The 14,747-nt window shown below is 69.4% G+C and carries 17 protein-coding genes; 8 read left to right on the forward strand and 9 right to left on the reverse strand.

Annotation, left to right across the window (positions count from 1 at the left end; all coding sequences use genetic code 11):
• Nucleotides 1-16: 16 nt before the first annotated feature.
• Nucleotides 17-1,117, forward strand: coding sequence for a methyl-accepting chemotaxis protein (locus tag ACFQI8_RS19465; RefSeq protein ID WP_465261705.1), 1,101 nt, complete (start codon nt 17-19; stop codon nt 1,115-1,117).
• Nucleotides 1,118-1,155: 38 nt separating this feature from the next.
• Here the strand turns inward: ACFQI8_RS19465 and ACFQI8_RS04850 are convergent, their stop codons facing one another.
• The gene (locus ACFQI8_RS04850; protein WP_390243138.1) at nt 1,156-2,850 is read right to left on the reverse strand and encodes an NADH-quinone oxidoreductase subunit D; all 1,695 of its coding nucleotides are present in this window, start codon (nt 2,848-2,850) and stop codon (nt 1,156-1,158) included.
• Nucleotides 2,851-2,947: 97 nt separating this feature from the next.
• On the opposite strand from ACFQI8_RS04850, the gene ACFQI8_RS04855 reads away from it, so the two are divergent.
• On the forward strand, nt 2,948-3,610 hold the full coding sequence (locus ACFQI8_RS04855; protein ID WP_390243139.1) for a helix-turn-helix domain-containing protein: 663 nt from the start codon (nt 2,948-2,950) through the stop codon (nt 3,608-3,610).
• A gap of 36 nt (nt 3,611-3,646) precedes the next feature.
• On the opposite strand, the gene ACFQI8_RS04860 is transcribed toward ACFQI8_RS04855, so the two are convergent.
• From ACFQI8_RS04860 to ACFQI8_RS04885, 6 genes are all read right to left on the reverse strand, one after another.
• Nucleotides 3,647-4,618: a ribose 1,5-bisphosphate isomerase gene (locus ACFQI8_RS04860; protein WP_390243140.1), complete on the reverse strand. Its 972-nt coding sequence runs from the start codon at nt 4,616-4,618 to the stop codon at nt 3,647-3,649.
• A 49-nt stretch (nt 4,619-4,667) separates the two neighbouring features.
• Complete coding sequence (locus ACFQI8_RS04865; RefSeq protein ID WP_390243141.1) at nt 4,668-6,146, reverse strand: AMP phosphorylase; 1,479 nt, start codon at nt 6,144-6,146, stop codon at nt 4,668-4,670.
• A 60-nt stretch (nt 6,147-6,206) separates the two neighbouring features.
• Nucleotides 6,207-6,632, reverse strand: coding sequence for a thioredoxin (trxA, locus tag ACFQI8_RS04870; protein WP_390243142.1), 426 nt, complete (start codon nt 6,630-6,632; stop codon nt 6,207-6,209).
• Nucleotides 6,633-6,905: 273 nt separating this feature from the next.
• Entirely contained in the window at nt 6,906-7,199 is a 294-nt protein-coding gene (locus ACFQI8_RS04875) for a DUF7521 family protein (protein ID WP_390243143.1), read from the reverse strand.
• Nucleotides 7,199-7,573: a helix-turn-helix domain-containing protein gene (locus ACFQI8_RS04880; RefSeq protein WP_390243144.1), complete on the reverse strand. Its 375-nt coding sequence runs from the start codon at nt 7,571-7,573 to the stop codon at nt 7,199-7,201. The genes ACFQI8_RS04875 and ACFQI8_RS04880 overlap by 1 nt, the downstream gene beginning before the upstream one ends.
• A 27-nt stretch (nt 7,574-7,600) precedes the next feature.
• Nucleotides 7,601-8,947, reverse strand: coding sequence for an oxidoreductase (locus ACFQI8_RS04885; RefSeq protein WP_390243145.1), 1,347 nt, complete (start codon nt 8,945-8,947; stop codon nt 7,601-7,603).
• A gap of 92 nt (nt 8,948-9,039) precedes the next feature.
• On the opposite strand from ACFQI8_RS04885, the gene ACFQI8_RS04890 reads away from it, so the two are divergent.
• On the forward strand, nt 9,040-10,068 hold the full coding sequence (locus ACFQI8_RS04890; protein WP_390243146.1) for a succinylglutamate desuccinylase/aspartoacylase family protein: 1,029 nt from the start codon (nt 9,040-9,042) through the stop codon (nt 10,066-10,068).
• A gap of 67 nt (nt 10,069-10,135) precedes the next feature.
• Here ACFQI8_RS04890 and ACFQI8_RS04895 read toward each other — a convergent pair whose 3' ends face one another.
• Together ACFQI8_RS04895 and ACFQI8_RS04900 are read right to left on the reverse strand one after the other, a co-directional pair.
• Nucleotides 10,136-10,423 (reverse strand): hypothetical protein, encoded by a 288-nt coding sequence (locus ACFQI8_RS04895; RefSeq protein ID WP_390243148.1) that lies wholly within the window; start codon nt 10,421-10,423, stop codon nt 10,136-10,138.
• Between the two features lie 15 nt (nt 10,424-10,438).
• On the reverse strand, nt 10,439-11,284 hold the full coding sequence (locus tag ACFQI8_RS04900; RefSeq protein WP_390243149.1) for an aldo/keto reductase: 846 nt from the start codon (nt 11,282-11,284) through the stop codon (nt 10,439-10,441).
• A gap of 112 nt (nt 11,285-11,396) precedes the next feature.
• Between ACFQI8_RS04900 and ACFQI8_RS04905 the strand changes: the two genes are divergently transcribed.
• From ACFQI8_RS04905 to ACFQI8_RS04925, 5 genes are all read left to right on the forward strand, one after another.
• Entirely contained in the window at nt 11,397-12,083 is a 687-nt protein-coding gene (locus tag ACFQI8_RS04905) for a YqjF family protein (protein ID WP_390243150.1), read from the forward strand.
• Between the two features lie 114 nt (nt 12,084-12,197).
• A complete protein-coding gene (locus ACFQI8_RS04910; RefSeq protein ID WP_390243151.1) occupies nt 12,198-12,644 on the forward strand; it encodes a transporter in 447 nt (148 codons plus the stop codon).
• Between the two features lie 106 nt (nt 12,645-12,750).
• Complete coding sequence (locus ACFQI8_RS04915) at nt 12,751-12,876, forward strand: hypothetical protein (RefSeq protein WP_004043988.1); 126 nt, start codon at nt 12,751-12,753, stop codon at nt 12,874-12,876.
• Nucleotides 12,873-13,910, forward strand: a complete 1,038-nt coding sequence (locus ACFQI8_RS04920) for a metallophosphoesterase family protein (RefSeq protein WP_390243152.1) — start codon at nt 12,873-12,875, stop codon at nt 13,908-13,910. Before ACFQI8_RS04915 ends, ACFQI8_RS04920 begins: the two co-directional genes overlap by 4 nt.
• Nucleotides 13,901-14,677 carry a DUF7260 family protein gene (locus ACFQI8_RS04925; RefSeq protein WP_390243153.1) on the forward strand — a complete coding sequence of 259 codons (777 nt, stop codon included), beginning with the start codon at nt 13,901-13,903 and terminating at the stop codon, nt 14,675-14,677. The genes ACFQI8_RS04920 and ACFQI8_RS04925 overlap by 10 nt, the downstream gene beginning before the upstream one ends.
• Nucleotides 14,678-14,747: the final 70 nt, after the last annotated feature.

Raw genomic sequence — 14,747 nt, forward strand, 5'->3', positions numbered from 1 at the left:
CGAGTTCGGCGCCATCATGACCGACCTCGACACCGGGATTCAGAAGCTCCAAGACGGCTTCGTCGAGGTGCAGTCCGTCGCCGACGAGTTCGCGGCGGTGAGCAACGAGACGGTGTCGAGCGCGAAGGAAATCGAGTCCGCGAGTCAGGAGACCGCGCGGTCGGTCGAGGAAATCGCCCACGGCGCGGAACAGCAGACCGACCGGCTCCAGACGGTCGCAAACGAGATGAACGACCTCTCGGCGACCATCGAGGAGGTCGCCGCCTCCGCCGACGGCGTCGTCCAGTCCGCGAATCAGGCCGTGTCGCTCACCGACGAGGGGCGCGAGCACGCCGCGGAAGCGACCGAGGAGATAGCGACCATCGAGACCGAGGCCGACGAGGCGGTCGAGCGGGTCGAGGCCCTCGGCGAGCAGGTCGGCGAAATCAACGAAATCGTCCAGCTCATCAACGACATCGCCGAACAGACGGACCTACTCGCGCTCAACGCCTCCATCGAGGCCGCCCGCGCGGGCGAGGCCGGCGAGGGCTTCGCCGTCGTCGCCAACGAAATCAAGGCGCTCGCCAAGGAGGCCAGTCAGGCCACCGACGAGGTGGAAGCCCAAATCGACGAGGTGCGCGACCGCACCGACGACACGGTCGACGACATGCAGTCCATGCAGGAGAGCGTCGAGAGCGGCTCGGAGACAATCGGCGACGCCATCGAGATGTTCGACCACATCTCCGGGGCGATTCGGGAGGCGGAACACGGCGTCGAAGAGATTTCGCAGGCGACCGAGAACCAGGCCGTCTCGACCGAGGAGGTCGTCTCGATGGTCGACGACGTGTCGAGCGTGAGCGAGGAGACCACCTCGGAGACGGCGACGGTCTCCGCGGCGACCGAAGAGCAGACCGCCGCGATAAACGAGGTCACGCGGAACATCCAGCAGGTGTCGGAGTCCGCGCAGTCGCTCACGGACCTCGTCGGCCGGTTCGACGTCGGGCAGGGCGAACGCGGCGGCGGAGCCGACGCCGCGTCGGGCGAGACGAGTCCCGCCGCGTCGTCCCAGTCGGGACCACGGGCCGTCGCCGACGGCTCGGATGAGGGGACCGGCTCCGTCCCGTCGGCGGACGACTGAGTCACCGACCGCGATGCGACCCCGTCGGCCCGCGCCGACTACCGGTCTACTTCTCCCATTATCGTGTCGAGACTCCCGAGCGCCGCGATGAGGTCCGGGATGTACTCGCCTTCGGCCATCTCGGGGAGCGCCTGAAGGTTCGAAAACGAGGGGCCGCGAATCTTGAACCGCGCCGGGGTGTCGGTGCCGTCGGCGCGGATGTAGATACCCAACTCCCCTTTCGCGGCCTCGACGGCGCGGTAGACCTCGGTGTCGTCGTCCGGTTTGATGGTGCGCGGGACGTTCGACTGGATGGTCCGCTCGTCGTCGGGCCAGCCGTCGAGCAGGTCGACACACTGGGCGACGATGTTGGCCGACTCCTCGACCTCGCGGAGGCGGACGAGCAGGCGCGCGAAGTTGTCGCAGTCGTCCTCGACGGCGACCGCCCAGTCGAGTTCGTCGTAGTAGCCGTAGGGGTCGTCGCGGCGGAGGTCGTAATCGATGCCGGAGCCGCGGGCGACCGGCCCCGTCGCGCCGTAGTCCTTCGCCACCTCGGGCGGGAGGATGCCGGTGTCGACCGTGCGGGCCTGCAGAATTTCGTTCGCCGTCAGGAGGTCGCGGTACTCCCGAAGTTTCTCGGGGAGGCCGTCGAGGAAGTCACGAACCTTCTCGAAGAACGCCTCGCGGGGTTCGGGGAGGTCCCAGACGACCCCGCCGAGTCGGAAGTAGTTGAACATCAACCGCTGGCCCGTGAGGTCTTCGAGGATGTTCTGGACGAGTTCGCGGTCGCGGAGCGCGTACTGAAACGTCGCCGTGAAGTCGCCGATGACGTCGAGGGCGTACGCGCCGACCGCGAGCATGTGCGAGAGGATGCGGCTCAGTTCGGCCGCCAGCGTCCGGAGCACCTGTGCGTACTCGGGCACGTCGATGTCCGCCAGCGCCTCGGCGGTGCGAGCGTAGGCCCACTCGTTCAGGAGGCCGCCGCCGCCCCAGTCCCAGCGGTCGGGGTACGGCATAATCTGGTGTCGGTAGGTGCCCCGCTGGCACATCTGCTCTTCGCACCGGTGGATGTAGCCGATGTCGGGCTCCACGTCCGCGACCTGCTCGCCGTCCAGCGCGACCTGCAGGTGCATCACGCCGTGGGTCGCCGGGTGGTGCGGCCCGATGTTGAGGAGCATCGTGTTCGTGTCCGCGCGGCCGTCTTCGGCGAGCGGGTTCGCGTTCTCGTCGTACCGGACGACTTGGGGGCGCGTCTGGTCGTAGTCCAATCCGAGCGGGTGGCCCTGCCACGTCTCGGGCAGGAGGATACGGCGCAGGTCCGGGTGGTCGTCGTACCGGATGCCGACGAGGTCGTACGCCTCCCGCTCGTGCCACTCGGCCGTCCGAAACACCGGCGCGGCAGACTCGCTCACCGGGTCCGAGCGGGGCGTCGGGACGACGACGCTCGCCTCTCGGGTCGGGTCGTCGTACGACTTCAGGTGATAGACGGATTCGTAGCGGTCCTCGTACTCCTGTGCGGTCACACACGACAGGTGGTCGAGACCGAGGTCGTCGCGGAGGGCCGAAAGCGACGACTGCACCGCGTCGGGGCGAATCTGCACCGCGGGCGCGTGGACGTGCTCCTCGGTGGCGAGGGCGGCGTCGCCCAGCGCCCGCCGGAGCGCGTCGGCGTCGAGGGGACCGGCGGCGTCGTCGGCGAGCGCGGCGGGGTCGTCGTCGGACTCAGGGGGCTGTCTGGGGCGTTCGAGTGACATGGCGGCTGATACCCGTTCGTTCGTCCGGCCGGCGGTTCGGCGTTCTGCCTCACGAGTGCGGCCAGTTTTTATGTCGCGGTCGAATCAACCCGCTGGCATGAAATCCGTCAGGCTTCGCTTCGCGCCCGACGACGAGCAGATGCACCCGATGCACGAGTTCGTCGTCGACCACGAGGCGTTCGAGCGGACCGAGCTCCACCACTGGAACCCGACGGTGACAGACAGGAACACCATCGTCTTCGAGGTGTTCGGCTCCGCCATCGAGGCCTACGAGGCGGCGCTCGCGGAGACAGAGCGCATCCAGTCGTACGAGGTTTCACAGCTCCCCGGCGACTCGTTTTTCATCGTGGTGAACGAGCGGCTCGACGCGGCGGGCGCGAGACAGACGGCGGCCGTCACCCGGGGCGACCTCATCGTCGTCCCGCCGGTCGTCTTCGATGGTGACGGCACGGTGTCGGTGACGCTCGTCGGCACCGACGACGCCCTCCAGTCGGCGGTCGAGGAGATGCCCGAGGGCCGCGGCCTCGAACTCGTGCGGGTGCGGGAGTACACGGGACCGGGGAGCGTTTCGGCCGGGTCGCTGTCGCCCCGCCAGCGCGAGGCCGTCGAGGCCGCGGTCGACTGCGGCTACTACCGCGAGCCGCGGACCGGGTCGGTCGCCGACGTGGCCGCCCGGCTCGACTGCTCGACGAGCACCGCGGCGGAACACCTGCGAAAAGCGGAGATGAAAGTCATGGGCGACCTCGTCGTCGGGCCGTGACTGCGGGTCGGCCCGCGACGACGGTTTGGGGCCGGCTTAGGGTTCGGCCCGCGACGACGGCTCCGCCCACGGTTCCGAGGTGCCCTCGCCGAACAGCTCCCGCATCAGGATGACGATGCTCTCGGGCGGGAACTGCCCGCGCTCGGTGACGATGGCGTCGACGTAGCGCGGCGGCGTCACGTCGAACGCGGGGTTCTTCACGGTCGGGTTGCCGAGCTCCGCGAGCGTCTCGTCGTCGACGACCTCGGCGGTGTCGCGCATCTCGATGTCGACGGTGTGGCCGGTCATCGTCCCCGGGTGGAGCTTGAGCGTCTGGGCGGCGACCATGATGGGCGTCCCCCGGTCGCGGGCGTTGACCGCGAGGCCGCTCGTCCCGATTTTGTTGACGACGCTCCCGTCGGCCGCGACGGCGTCCGCGCCGACGAGCACGTGGTCCACGTCGTTGAGGTAGCGGCGGGCCGCCGAGTCGACGATGAGCGTGACGGGCACGCCAAGTTCGTCGAGTCGCTTCGCGGTGATGTGTCCCTGATTTCGCGGCCGCGTCTCCTTGACGACGGCCTCGACGTGCTTTCCCTGCTCGACCGCCGCTTCGACGCACGCCAGCGCGTCCGTCGAGTGGCAGTGGGTCATGATGGTGTCGCCGTCGCGGAGGCGGTTCGCGCCGATCTCGCCGAGGTCGGCTTGGGCCCGTTCGAGGCGGGCGCAGAACTCGTCGGCCGACTCGACGACGTTCTGGCGGAGTCCCTCGACGGTCGTACTCGACATGCCGCGGAGGACGTACCGGAGGGCGTTGGGGAGGCTCACGGCGGTCGGCCGCGTCTCGTAGAGCGCCCTCGCGGCCGCGCGAAGTTCGGCCCGGAACGCCTCGGCGTCGGCGGCGTCGCTCTCCGTGGCCTGCGTCCGGAGCGCCCGCGCGGCCGCGTCGGCGATGGTCGCCGCGCCGCGAATCTCCATCGTGTCGATTTCCGTCGCGGTGCGCCGGACCTCGGGGGGTACGCGGTCGTCCATGCGCGAACTACGGGCGTCGAATGGAAAAAGGTCGCCGCGGCGACGGCGGTCAGACTCGGTCCACGAGCGGCTCGTCGGGATGTCGCACCCGGACGGTCTCGACGCGCTCGGTGAGCGCCTTCGCGTCGGCGAGTTTGTCTTCGGACTCGGCGTGGACGGTAAACAGCGTCTCGCCGCTGGCGGCCATCTCGCCGACGCGGCGGTGGAGTTCGAGGCCCGCGCCGGGGTCTCTCGGCGCGCCGGCCCGGCGGGCGACCTCGTTGACGAGGCGGTTGTCGACGTGCGTGACCACGCCGTCACGGTCGGCGCGGACCGAAACGGTGTGCCGACCCGGCGAGAGGTCGGCCGCCTCCACGTCGGGGTCGCCGTTCTGCGCGGCGAGTATCTCGCGGAAGGTCTCTTCGGCCCGCCCGGAGTCGAGGATGTCGGCGGCGTCGGCGTCGACGCCGACGGACTCGAACAGGAGGTCGGCGAGGCGAATCGCCTTCATCCGCAGGTCGTTCGGGCCGCCGCCGGCGAGCGTGGCGAGGACCTCGCGGGCTTCGAGCACGGGACCGACGCCGCGGCCGACCGGCGCGGCCCCGTTCGTGATGGCGCACTCGATGGCCATCCCGAGGTGGTCGCCGACGCGGTTGAAGTCCTCTGCGAGTTCGCGCGCCTCGGCGAGGCTCTCGACTTTCGCGCCCTCGCCGTAGGGGATGTCGACGACGACGTTGGTCGAGCCGGCGCTCTTTTTCTTCGAGAGGACGGAGGCGATGAGCTGTCCTTTGGGGTCGATAGAAAGCGGCGTCTCGGCGCGGATGATGCGGTCGTCGACCGGCGAGAGGTTCACCGCGCCGCCCCAGACGAGACAGCCGCCGGTCTTCCCGACGATGTCGCGTATCTCCGGGACGGAGAACCCCACGTCGCAGAGGACCTCCATCGTGTCGGCGGTGCCCGCCGCGGAGGTGACGGCTCGCGAGGAGGTCTTCGGAATCTTCAGCCCCGCCGCGGCGACGATAGGGACGAGAACCGGCGTGACGCGGTTGCCCGCGACGCCCCCGATGGAGTGCTTGTCGGCGATGACCGGCTCCTCCCATACGATGGTCTCGCCGATGTCCGCCATCGACTCCGTGAGGTGCATCGTCTCCTCCATGGAGAGCCCGTTCGTGTAGGTCGCGGAGACGTACGCGCCGAGTTCCACGTCGGCGAGGCGCTCCTCGTAGATATCGCGGACGAGCTGGGAGAGTTCGTCCGCGTCGAGTTCAATGTCGTCGAGTTTCTTGCGGATGTAGTACACCGAGTCGGGTTGCGGCGCGACCGACACCTCGACTGCGCCTTCGAGGTGGCCGAGGCGGCGCGTCACGCCGAGAGTACCCTCGGAGACGAGTTCGTCCGTCAGCTCGACGATGCCGATGGTCGTCCGCCCGCCCCGACGCAGTTGGACGCGTTCGAGGGCGTGAACCCCGAGTTCGGCCGCGTCGCTCTCGTTCAGGAGGACCGTCGGCGACCGGGTGCCGATGTCGATGGGTTCGGCGAGGAGCTCCATACCCGAGGGTCGGACGAGCACGTCAATAAATCGACCCCGAGTGTCGGGGAGGGAGAACGACTACGCGAGGGTGGATTCGACGAGGCTCTGCAGGTCGTCGTAGCCGCGGACGCCGACGAGCTGTTCGACCGCCTCGCCGCCGGCGAAAAGCACCATCGTCGGGACGCCCCGGACCTGGTACTGGGCGGCGAGCTCCTGATTCGCGTCCACGTCGACCTTGGCGACCGCGGCGTCGGTGTTCTCCGCGAGCTTCTTCACGGTCGGTTCGAGTATCTTGCACGGACCACACCAGTCCGCGTAGAAGTCGACGAGCACCACGTCGTACGAGGCGACGGCGTCTTCCAGCTCGGACGCGCCGTCGACGTGGATGGGTTCTGCCGGACCAGACGCGGCTTCTTTCGCCGTACTCCCGCCGTCACCGCGGAGATTGGATTCGAGTTGGTCGCGTTTCTGCTTCCGGATGTCGGTCAGTTCGTCGTCGGACATACCTACCAATACCGGCCGCGACCTAATAACGGTTTTGCACTATTCGAGCAATAATATCTGTACTCTCCGAGTCGTGATAACGGTGGCACAGAGAGGGGCGACGCTGTGGCTCACGGCGAGAATCCGGCGGGGAAACAGCGGAAAAACGGCCGGAAAACGGCGGGAAAACGGCGGGGGAACGAGGAAAAACGGCGGGGAAGAAACGTGGCGGGCACGACCGCGGTCGGGATTTCGAAAGCGACTCCGAGGGTCAAGGCGGGTCGGAGAGCGCGGTCACTCGACGTACAGCGAGTAGGTGATGACCGCAAAGCCGACGAGCGTCAGCACCGAGTCGATGAGCAGTCCGGTGGCGAGGTCGACGTTGAGAATCACGTCGAGCGCGCCGCCGAGCATCGCGCCGAGCGTGACGGTCCCGAACCCGAGCGCGAGTGCGCGGAGCGACGCCGCCCCGGTGTTCCGGTACGCCTTGTAGCTGAAGTAGGTGATGAGCCCGCCGAGGACGAGGATACCCGTTTTGACGACGATAATCATCGTCGCTATCGTCGGCGAGGCGCTGAGGTGCCCCATCAGGTCTCCCTCCGGACCCGCGACCAGATGTCCGCGAGGCGTTCGTCGGGCGTCTGCTCGGGGCGGCCGACCGCGACGTCGAAGTCGCGGTCCTCGTCGAGGGCGATTCGCACCTCGTCGAAGGCGACCTCGTAGGTCGTCGCGTGGTGGCCGTCGGCGCGAATCTGGGTCCCCTCGGCGAGGAGCGCCGCGTCGGTGAGCAGGTCCAGCTTCCTGTACGTCGTCGAAAGCGGGATGTCACACGTGTCTGAGATTTCGCTTGCCGTCATGGGTTCTTCGAGTCCTCTGATGATGGCTCGTGCGTCCGCGTCGTCGAGCGCGTCGAGCACCGCCGTCAGTTCGGCCGACTCCATCGCGGACCGGTCGCGCGCCATTATCCAGATTCACCGACGAGAGCCTTATTAACCCACCGGGTCGGGCTCGTCGCCGTCCGGCGTCTCGGAGCCTGTGTCGTACGCGCCCTCCATCCTGAGGGTTCCCGCGCGGGCCAACACCGCGGGTGTCCGACAGACGCCCGGCGCGCCCGTCGCCTGCGGCACCGCGCAGTTGTTGCAGTTCTCGCAGACGGCCCGCGTGTCGGGCGAAACGTCCTCGCCGAGCAGTCGCGCCGGGAGTTCCGGTTCGGCGTAGAACGGCCGGGCCATCCCGACGGCGTCGCAGGCGTCGCCGAGCAGTCGGTTGATGTCGCCGCGCTCGCGGATACCGCCCTCGCAGAGCACGGGCACCGAGACGGCGTCGCGGACGCGGCGGCACAGGTCGGCGTTCCACGCCGGGTCGAAGTCGTACCACGCGGCCTCGATTCGGTTGCCGAGTTCGACGAGTCGCGCCCGGAGCGGGCCGCCGAACGCCGCGGCGTAGCCGTCGCGGTAGCGGTCGTCGCGCCACGCACGGGCCGGGAACGACCCGCGGACGATGCTCGCGTCCCAGAACACCGACCCCGAGACGGGGACGAGCGCGTCGTAGCCGGCGTCGTCGAGACGGCGACAGATATCGACCGCGTCGGCCTCGGTCAGGCGTCGGCGGATACCGGGCGGCGCGGCCGTCTCGGCCGGGACTTTCGTCATGAGCGGCACGTCGCCCGCCCGCGACCGGACCTCGTCGGCGACGACTTCCAGAAATCGGACGCCGTCGCCGAACTCGTCGTCTCGACGGTTGTAGAACGGCGAGAGGAACTGGTGGACGACGCCCATGTTCGCGCCGGCGACGTGGACCACGTCGTAGCCGGCGTCGACGGCCATCGCCGCGGAGCGCCCGAAATCGGCCGCGAGGTCGTACACCTCCTCGGTCGTCATGACGCGGGCGTCGTAGTCGAGAAAGTCGAGGGCGTCGAGCAGTCTGAGGAGCCGCGGCGGCCGGGAGACGGCGAACTGTCGCAGGTCGGGGTGGTCGCGCCGGTACTCGGCGTGCCACGTCTCCATGCTCCGCAGACCGCCGTACTCCAACTGGACCGCGACGGCCGCGCCGCGGTCGTGGAGTCGCTCCGTCACCGCCGACAGCGACGCCGCGAACTCGGGGTCCGCGATGCGGGTCATCCCCGGCGCGGCACAGCCGCCCGTCTCGCGGACGATGGTCGCACCCTGACAGATGAGGCCCGCGCCGGCCCGCGCGGCGGGTTCGAGTTCGGCCGCGAGGCGCTCGGGCGCGTCGGGTCCGGTGCCCGCGCATTCGAGGACCGGCGCGCGGTAAAGCCTGTTTCGGAGCGTGAGCCCGCCGATATCGAGCGGGTCGTCGAGCCGAGGAGTCGCCATGAGAGGAACGTGGCGCGCGAGCGACGTAAATCGACGCGGCGGTCGGTCGCCACCGGTCAACCTTCTTACCCGTCGGCTCCGATGACCGTCTCATGGACCCCGAACCGTTCAGGTACGACTCGGAGGTGCCGCCGGGCGAGGTGCGACACCTCAGATACGAAATCAGCGAGACGTACCTCGGCGACCCCGTCGAGATACCCGTCACCGTCATCAACGGCGAACAGGGCGGGCCGTCGGTCTTCATGACCGCGGCGCTCCACGGCGACGAACTCAACGGCGTGAAGGTGATGCAGGAGGTCGCGAGCCGGTACAACCCCGCGGACATCCACGGTACTATCGTCTGTATCCACGTGGCGAACGTCCCCGGCTACCTCGCCCAACAGCGCTACATCCCCATCTACGACCTCGACCTGAACCGGTCGTTCCCCGGCCGCGACGGCGCGAACACGGCAGAGCGCATGGCGAACCAAATCTACCGCCGGTTCGTCGAGCCCTGCGACCTCGGCATCGACTTCCACACCTCGACGCGCAACCGGACGACGATGTACCACGTCCGCGCCGACATGAACCGCCCCGAGGTCGCCCGCCTCGCGCGGTCGTTCGGCGCGAACCTCATCCTCTCGGGCGAGGCCGAGGCGAGTTCGCTCCGCACCGTCGCCACCAACGACGGGATTCCGACCATCACCGTCGAGATGGGCCGGGCCCACCGCTTCCAGCCGGCGATGGTCGACCGCGCGCTCGACGGCGTCGAGAGCGTCCTCGCCGAGTACGGCGTCCTCCCCGCGGAGGCGGTCAACTGGCCGGGCTGGACGCGCGTCATCGACTCCGCGACGGACAAGACGTGGCTCCGCGCCGACGTGGGCGGCCTCGTCGAGATGCAGTACGGCGACGTGCCGCTGGTCCACGAGGGCGACACCATCTGCACCATCTCGGACCACTTCAAGACGAGAGAAAAGCGCGTCTCGGCCCCCTTTACCGGCCTCGTCGCCGGCGTCCTCCAGAACCCGGTCGCCGCGCCCGGCCATCCGCTGTGTCACCTCGTCAGCGTCGACGACGCGACGCTCCGAGAGATAGAGCGCGAAATCGAGGCCGGCGAGTTCACCGAGCGCCCGTGGAGTTAGGCGACGCGAGGCGAATCAAACGCGCTCGTGTCGCCTCCGCCCCGCTCGCCATCTCACTCTCACTCGGTCAGTCGTCCGCGCCGACCTGCTCGTGGGTGTGGTGGAAAAACCGGACGTACGGCCGCCCGTCGCGTTCGACGGGCTCGAAGCAGACGCGCCGGTAGCGCTCGTTGTCGAGGAGATTGACGAGCAGGCCGCGGTCGTGAAGCGAGACCGAGTCGGCGGGCGTCGAACAGACGGGACACACCTCCGAGTCGGCGTCTCGGTCGGCGGCTCCGCTGGCGTCCCGGTCGGCGTCGGCGTCGCCCGCCGACGAGACCGAGTCGGTCGCCTCACCCACGTCGCGCGCTACCACGGTCAGGCCTCCACGTCAGGCCAGCCGGTCCATGTCCTCGTCGTCGAGGTCGATGTGCGAGGCCGCCACGTTGTCGCGGAGGTGCGAGACGCTGGACGTGCCGGGGATGGGGAGCATCACGTCCGAGCGGTGCAGGAGCCACGCGAGGGCAATCTGTTGGGGCGTCGCGTCGTGTTTCGCCGCGATGGCGGAGACGGCGTCGGCCCGGTCGCCGAGGTCGCCCGCGCCCAGCGGGTACCACGGAATGAAGCCGATACCGTACTCCTCGCAGGCATCGAGACTCGCCTCGAACTCGCGGTCGCCGATGTTGAAGCGGTTCTGGACCGTGGCGATGTCGACGATATCGCGCGCCTCGTCGAGCTGTTCGACCGAGACGTTCGAGAGGCCGACGTGCCGAATGAGTCCCTCGTCTTTCATCTCGGCGAGCGCGTGGACCGAGTCCTCGAAGGGGACGTTCGGGTCCGGGCGGTGGTACTGATAGAGGTCGATGGTGTCCACGCGGAGGCGGTCGAGGCTCCCGAGGACGGCGTTCCGGAGGTAGTCGGGGTCGCCGTTCGGTTTCCAGTCGCCCTCGGTGTTGCGGAGCAGACCGCCCTTCGTGGCGACCACGAGGTCGTCCGGGTAGGGCGCGAGCGCCTCGCCGATGAGGCGCTCGGAGACGGCGGGGCCGTAGGAGTCCGCCGTGTCGATGAGGTCGACGCCGTGAGTGAGCGACTCGTGGAGGACCTTCTCCGCGTTCTCCACGTCGTCCGGCTCGCCGATGATGTCGTCGCCGGTGATGCGCATCGCGCCGTAGCCGAGTCGATGAACCGTGAGGTCGCCGCCGATATCGAACGTGCCGCTGGCGTTTTCGAGTCCCATGGGTGACAGTTCGCCGCCAGACACCTGTGCGTTTCGTTGGGGGAAATCGACCACAGGGCACAGTCCCGGCGACCGCCGAAACCCACACCCGTCGGCGGTCCTAACGGTCGCTATGGACCTGTTGTCGATGCGCTGGCGGCACACCCTGTTCGCCCACTGGCCGGTCGACCCCGAACTCGTGGAGCCGCGACTCCCCGACCAACTCACGGTGGCGACCCGCGACGGGCGGGCGTGGCTCGGCGTCGTCTCGTTCGACATGACGGATATCCGCCCGCGCGGGTCGCCCGTCGGATTGGGGTTCCCCGAGGTGAACCTCCGGACCTACGTCGAACCCGCCGACGGCGGCCCCCGCGGCGTCTACTTCTTCACGCTCGACGCCGCGGACCGCCTCGGCGTGACGATGGCCCGACTGGGCTACCGGCTCCCGTACCACTACGCGAACATCTCGGTCGAGGAGCGAGACGGCGCGGTCGACTACGAGAGCTACCGGCCCGCGACGGCCGAGACGCCGGACGCGCGGTTCGAGGCGACCTACCGGCCGACCGGCGAGGTCCGAACCGCCGAACCCGGCTCGCTCGACGCGTTCCTCGTCGAGAACTACCGCTTCTACACGGACGACTGGCCCGTCGTCATCGGCGACATCGACCACGACCCGTGGCCGATACAGGACGTCGAGGCGGAGATTCGCGCGAACACGATGTTCGAGGCCTGCGGCTTCGACCACCCCGGCGGCGACCCGGTTCTCCACTACGCGGCCGCCCTCGACGTGACGGCGAAGCCGCCCGCGACGCTTCGCTGACGTCGTTCGCCCCGGGAGACATCGCTCACGCGTCGCGTTCGCGTGCGGCCGGGCCGCCTCCCTCGCCCGGGCGAAGGTGAAACCTTCAAGCATCGCTGAACTAACCCGACGGACATGGCACTCATCGACACCGTGATGGCAACGCTTCACCTCGTCGTCGGCGGTCTCTGGACGGGGAGCGTCCTCTTTTTCGCGCTCGCCGTGTTACCGACCGCCCGCGCCGGGAACATCCGCGCCGCCGCGTTCGAATCGGTCGTCTCTCGGCTGACGATGTGGTCCCGCGGGGCCTCGCTCGTGATGTTCGCGACCGGCGGCCACCTCGCCGGCACGCGCTACACCGCCGATAGCCTGCTTGGCTCCGGCCGCGGCCACCTCGTCCTCGGAATGCTCGCGCTCTGGTTCGTCCTGACCGGTCTCGTGGAAATCGGCCGGGGGCGAGCGAAAGACGGCCTCGCCGAAAAGAAAGTCCGCACGCCGGCCGAGAAGGCCGCGCCGTTCTACCTCGGTGCCGCGCTCGTCGCCGTCTTGCTCCTCGTCGACGCCGGCCTGCTCCTCAACTGACGCCGGCACCGACTCCCGAGGGCTCCGTAGAGTATCCATACCTATATTCAAAAATATATATTCTGTACGATATGTTTATCAGCTCGGTCCTGGTGAGTCCACGTGTATGCACGGGGACGAGACGCGCGCCACCGAGTCGCCGCTTCGAATCGAGCTGTGTCCCGACACCGGGCGGATACGCGTCCACCGGGAGACCGCGCTGGGGACGTTCACACGGACCATCGACCGATGAGTCCGGACGCCCCGCCGACCCTCGGAACGTCGCCGGTCGGGAACGCGGCCGAGCGCGGTCCCGGTCCGGTGCTCGCGCGCCTCGGCCGGCCGGTCTCGGAGACGCCGACCCGGCTCGCGGTCGTCGCCGACCCGCACGTCACGCCGACGGGCTCCGGCACGTGGAAAGCCTACCACCGGAGCGAGACGCGGCTTCGGACCGCCGTCTCGACCATCGCCGACCTCGACGTCGACGCGACGGTCCTCCTCGGCGACCTGACCCGCGACGGCCGCCCCGAGGAGTACGACGTGGTCGACGAACTCCTCCGCGACCTGCCGGGACCGCGGGTCGCGGTTCCCGGCAACCACGACGTGCCGAAGCGCTGGGACGACTACGACGCCCCGACGCCGGCCGAGTTCGCGGCGCGCTACGCCGACGACGCCCTCCCGTTCGTCCGCCGGGTCGGCGGCGTCGATATCATCGGGCTCGACTCCGCCAGCGGCGGCCCTGACCTCCCCCTCACGAACACCCACGAGGGGGCCGTTCCCGGCTCCCAACTCCGCTGGCTCGACGCCGTCCTCGCTGACGCGGCGACCCCGGTCGTCGTCCTCCACCACAACGTCTTCCACCCCCGCCGCCACACCGGGCAGTTCCCCGACGCCGACTTCTACCAGCTCCGCAACGCCGACGAGCTGGCCGCGGTGCTCGCGCGTCACGACGTGCCGCTCGTGCTCTCCGGGCACATCCACTGGCCCGCGACGGCGGTGCGAGCCGGCGTCCGCGAACTCATCGCCCCGGCGACCTGCTCGTTCCCGCAGTCGTTCATCCTCGTCGACGTCGACCGCCGCGGGACGACGGTTCGACTCGTCCCGCTCGCGGGACCGAAGGGGATGGCCGAGGCGTACACCCTCGCCGCCAGCGGGGCCGCCCACGGGCAGGGCATCGCCGCGCACGCCGACCGCGGGCATCTGTCGGCGCTCCCGCTGGTCGACGAGCGGACGCCGCCGAGGCGGGTCGTCGGCTCGGACGTTCCGGGGGCGGTTCGATGGCGGTGAGTCTCGACCGCCTCGCCGACGCCCGCGAGGCACTCCGCGCCGAGCGTCGCCGCTGTGTGGACGAACGCGAGGCGTTCCGGGCGTTCCGCCGCGAGGTCGCCGCGTCGCAGGCGACGGCGTCGGCTCCGAACCGGACGCCCGCCACCGCGACGCTCGTTGGCCAGCGGGGCCAGCGGGGCGGAACCGACGCCGCGCTCTCCGGACTGCGCCGGAGCTACGAGCGGACCGTGATGTCGGTCCCGCACTACGACGAGGAGTACGGCGACTCCTTCGAAGAGAGCCTCACCGCCGAGTTCGGCCCGGACGTGGCGACCGCGTTCCGGTCGGCGAGCGTCCTCTCGCCGCCGCTCCGGCGCACGGTCGCGGCGGCGGCCGCGTCGTCGCTGGACGAGCGCGAGAAGTTCATCGAAGTCGTCGACGAGGAGGCCGAGTCGGTGGCGTCGATGCGCGACGAGACCGAAGCCCTCCTCGGGCGACTCGGCGACCTCGACCGAACGCCGCTGTCCGAACGCGACTTCGACGCGCTGTTGGCGCTCTACGAAGAGCTTTCGTCGCTCCGCGAGCGCCTCGAAGAACTCGTCGCGGCGCGACAGGAGACGATTTCACACCACCGGCGGGCGCTCTCCGCGCTGGTGCCGGACGTGACGGAGTTCTTCTACGCCGACCTGTCGGTCCAGTACCCGGTGCTCGCGACGCTCGCGGAGGTCGGCGCGACGCTCGACACCGCGACCCGCCGGGTCGAGCGCCGACTCGCCGCGACACCGTAAGCCGATTCGGCCCGGCCACAGTTATTTACCCGTTCGAGGAGACGCCGGAGTATACGATGTTCACGCGCTC

The organism is Haloferax chudinovii (assembly GCF_042663345.1).
GTDB classification, from domain to species: Archaea; Halobacteriota; Halobacteria; order Halobacteriales; family Haloferacaceae; genus Haloferax; species Haloferax chudinovii.

What these genes read in the sequence shown, in the direction of transcription:
- ACFQI8_RS19465 (WP_465261705.1), top strand. Translation starts at nt 17, where the DNA reads ATGACCGACCTCGACACCGGGATTCAGAAGCTCCAAGACGGCTTCGTC.
- ACFQI8_RS04850 (WP_390243138.1), bottom strand. Translation starts at nt 2,850, where the DNA reads ATGTCACTCGAACGCCCCAGACAGCCCCCTGAGTCCGACGACGACCCC.
- ACFQI8_RS04855 (WP_390243139.1), top strand. Translation starts at nt 2,948, where the DNA reads ATGAAATCCGTCAGGCTTCGCTTCGCGCCCGACGACGAGCAGATGCAC.
- ACFQI8_RS04860 (WP_390243140.1), bottom strand. Translation starts at nt 4,618, where the DNA reads ATGGACGACCGCGTACCCCCCGAGGTCCGGCGCACCGCGACGGAAATC.
- ACFQI8_RS04865 (WP_390243141.1), bottom strand. Translation starts at nt 6,146, where the DNA reads ATGGAGCTCCTCGCCGAACCCATCGACATCGGCACCCGGTCGCCGACG.
- trxA (WP_390243142.1), bottom strand. Translation starts at nt 6,632, where the DNA reads ATGTCCGACGACGAACTGACCGACATCCGGAAGCAGAAACGCGACCAA.
- ACFQI8_RS04875 (WP_390243143.1), bottom strand. Translation starts at nt 7,199, where the DNA reads ATGGGGCACCTCAGCGCCTCGCCGACGATAGCGACGATGATTATCGTC.
- ACFQI8_RS04880 (WP_390243144.1), bottom strand. Translation starts at nt 7,573, where the DNA reads ATGGCGCGCGACCGGTCCGCGATGGAGTCGGCCGAACTGACGGCGGTG.
- ACFQI8_RS04885 (WP_390243145.1), bottom strand. Translation starts at nt 8,947, where the DNA reads ATGGCGACTCCTCGGCTCGACGACCCGCTCGATATCGGCGGGCTCACG.
- ACFQI8_RS04890 (WP_390243146.1), top strand. Translation starts at nt 9,040, where the DNA reads ATGGACCCCGAACCGTTCAGGTACGACTCGGAGGTGCCGCCGGGCGAG.
- ACFQI8_RS04900 (WP_390243149.1), bottom strand. Translation starts at nt 11,284, where the DNA reads ATGGGACTCGAAAACGCCAGCGGCACGTTCGATATCGGCGGCGACCTC.
- ACFQI8_RS04905 (WP_390243150.1), top strand. Translation starts at nt 11,397, where the DNA reads ATGGACCTGTTGTCGATGCGCTGGCGGCACACCCTGTTCGCCCACTGG.
- ACFQI8_RS04910 (WP_390243151.1), top strand. Translation starts at nt 12,198, where the DNA reads ATGGCACTCATCGACACCGTGATGGCAACGCTTCACCTCGTCGTCGGC.
- ACFQI8_RS04915 (WP_004043988.1), top strand. Translation starts at nt 12,751, where the DNA reads ATGCACGGGGACGAGACGCGCGCCACCGAGTCGCCGCTTCGAATCGAG.
- ACFQI8_RS04920 (WP_390243152.1), top strand. Translation starts at nt 12,873, where the DNA reads ATGAGTCCGGACGCCCCGCCGACCCTCGGAACGTCGCCGGTCGGGAAC.
- ACFQI8_RS04925 (WP_390243153.1), top strand. Translation starts at nt 13,901, where the DNA reads ATGGCGGTGAGTCTCGACCGCCTCGCCGACGCCCGCGAGGCACTCCGC.